This is a genomic window from Allotamlana fucoidanivorans (genome assembly GCF_006265225.1).
Taxonomy (GTDB): Bacteria; Bacteroidota; Bacteroidia; order Flavobacteriales; family Flavobacteriaceae; genus Allotamlana; species Allotamlana fucoidanivorans.
Window position 1 is genome coordinate 1 of the sequence record NZ_VDCS01000036.1, and the last position, 2889, is coordinate 2889.

Sequence of the window (2889 nt, forward strand, 5' to 3'; positions counted from 1 at the left end):
CCTGAAAATCACGTGAAATGACTGTAAGAAAATGATTTTTAACAGTGTCATTTTCTCTTATTTTAATTAATTTTTCAACTTCTTTTTTCGTTATTTCCAAGGTCATTTTAAATTACTGGCAACGTTTATGTATATGGAAAGTTGCGTGTTTGAGTGCGAGGATTTTCCGAAGGAAAATCGAAAGCTAGCAAACGAGTAACTACCAGAGGTTAAACTAAAAGTAGCAATTTTTTATATACTTTGTTATGCACTTTTATTTTTTAAAAATTTTTGATTCTGGATAAAAGTTCTTCCAAGCCCAATTATAGGCAATGGCACTAGGAATCATTTTTCCATTTATATTTTCTGCCCATGCAGTTAACCCAGATTCGTCAAAATGAACATTAAACTTAAATCCTTCTAACTCATAATTAACAGGAGAATTCTCTTTAAATAATATTTCAAAAGGAAAGTAAATAGATGAATTTCCTAGATCTATCCCAAGTCCTAACGTCTCAATTTGATGAAAGTCTTCATATTTAGGTCGACCATCACCTGGTTTCCAGTTAATATAATGAGGTATTTCATCTAAAAATTGAGGAAAAACAGCATTTGTTGTATCCTTATTTATGAGTATTTTGGTATTGGGATACTTATTCTTCCAAAAACTCCAAGTACTTTGAATGGTAGAAACTGATTTTAATTTATCACCTTTAAGTTCTCCTAAAATTCCATTTCCAGATAGTTGATTCCATACTGTGTTAGTTTTTCGGTCAACAACTAATAGATTATTATTATTTAAGCCATACCCAAAATCAAAGCCAGAGGTATTATTGTCATTTTCAAAAACTCGGGCTGTTCCAACAATGGGACACCAAGTTATAGAAAGATGGTTTGATTCGACTTTAAAATTGGCTACTTCAAAGGCAGACATATAACTCAACGGAATTGCAATTTGAGTGTTTTTTAAAGGAATTCCAATTACTAAATCTAAACTATCAATTTTCACATCTTCCTCATTGGCATATTGCAAATTTTCCAATGCATTTTTAACTTCCATATCAAATTCAAGAGGCTCTCCAAAAGGTCTTTGTTGAGCAACTATTTTTATTGTTTTTGGATTCTTTTCAGTCTCTAAATTTGGCTCTTTACGTTCATTTTCTTTACATGAAATTAAAGAAATTAATATGGTTAAAACATATATCCATTTTATATTTTTCATCTGAATTGTTTTTATTAACTAATTGTGCATAACGTTTATGTATAGGATTAGTTGCGTGGTTGAGCACCTAAATTGGCAAATACTCACCGAATAGAAAATCCGCAAGGATTTTCGTAAGTATGCTTGCACTAGCAATTAATTTTATACGGTGTTAGGGCACGTTTTTTTAATCTTTTTTGGCTACTCCTAATAATTCTAATTTATTACTTAAGTCTTTTCCTCTCAAATTAGTTGCAATAATTTTTCCTGTTGGGTCAATTAAGTATGTGGTCGGCCAAGAATTAATGTTATATCCTTCCATACGAGTTGTAGAATCTTCTTCATTAATAGTTGGCCAGGTAACATTATTTTTTGCAATAAATTCGATTATATCTATTTTTCCTCTGATATCAGCTATTCCAATAATTTCTATTTCGTTTCTGCTAAATTTGTCGTAAGCTTTTTTTATATATGGGAATTCTTTAATACAAGGGGCACATGATGTACTCCAAAAGTCAAGAAAAACGTATTTTCCTTTAAATTCATTTAACGAAATTTTCAGGTCATTGAGCACATTTATCCCACTTAATTTTGGGGCTAACATTCCTACTTGATTTGCAATAGGTGTTATTTTATTTTCTGAGTCATTAGAACTTATGGTTAATTTAATTTTATCGTTATTTTGTGAAACTTTGGAATATTGAACATAATAGCCATCTATATTTAAATATTGAGAAGGGTATATATTATGCTTTTGGTCAAGTTTATCAAAATAAGGTTGGTCTTTTACCAAGTAAATAGATTGATTAAAACTAAAGGATTCTGAAAGAATTAAATAATTTTCATTCCCTAGCTTAACTTTACCATATCTGAATTGAGGAAATCTAAAAGATAAATCTTTACTGCGATATTGGTTACTGACAGAAATTAATTGTTTGTCTTTTTTAATTGTTTTACCGTCAAAATATTCGATGTCAACAAATTGAGAGTTATTAATTATATCATCTTGTTTTCTTAAGTCAATTAACAAAGATTTTAATTCGTCATCTGAATAGTCGTTATTATTGTTTGAGTCAACAATATATACTATTCTATTATCAGAAGTTATACCTGAAACTATTGAAATTGTATTTTTAACTTTTTTATTTGTCAAATAAATTGTGTCCTCTAACTTTCTTCTATTTCCTTTAGCTTTTTTTATAAATAAGTCCTTGCTATAAACACCTTGCTTGTAATTTTGGTAGTAGAACTGAAAGTCATTCAAGATAAAAAGGTATTCTTTTACGTTTGTCAATGAGTCGGGTAAATTTTTCATTATGGGGTAGCCTTTCAGCTCTTCTTTACTAATTAAATCTCTTGTAGCGATAACTATACTTCTATTTCCAGAAGGACCAAACCCTTTTACCACTTTATCAAGCTCAACAATTTTTGAAATTGTTTTTGTGGTATCTATTACTATATTTCTGTTTTTAAATTCAGGGTTATTTTCAATTCTTTGAGAGTGAATAGTAACAGTAATGAATAAAAAAAGAGCTAATAATATTTTATATTTCATTTGTATCGTGATTTGGTTTAATGTGCCCTAACGGTTTGGTACATGCTTTCGTTGCGTTTTCTTACGTAAAAATAGCAAATAAAGCCAGATATTTGGCAGTTTTGTAAAACTTTTCGTAAGCAAACAAAAACAAGCAATGAAGTATGTGCATTGT

General features: G+C 29.4%; 2 protein-coding genes. Both read right to left on the minus strand.

Going from position 1 to position 2889, the window contains the following annotated elements; all coding sequences use genetic code 11:
* Positions 1–253: 253 nt before the first annotated feature.
* The gene (locus FGF67_RS16700) at positions 254–1201 is read right to left on the minus strand and encodes a DUF3179 domain-containing (seleno)protein (protein WP_139698896.1); all 948 of its coding nucleotides are present in this window, start codon (positions 1199–1201) and stop codon (positions 254–256) included.
* Positions 1202–1367: 166 nt separating this feature from the next.
* A complete protein-coding gene (locus FGF67_RS16705; protein ID WP_139698897.1) occupies positions 1368–2735 on the minus strand; it encodes a TlpA family protein disulfide reductase in 1368 nt (455 codons plus the stop codon).
* Between the last annotated feature and the right edge of the window lie 154 nt (positions 2736–2889).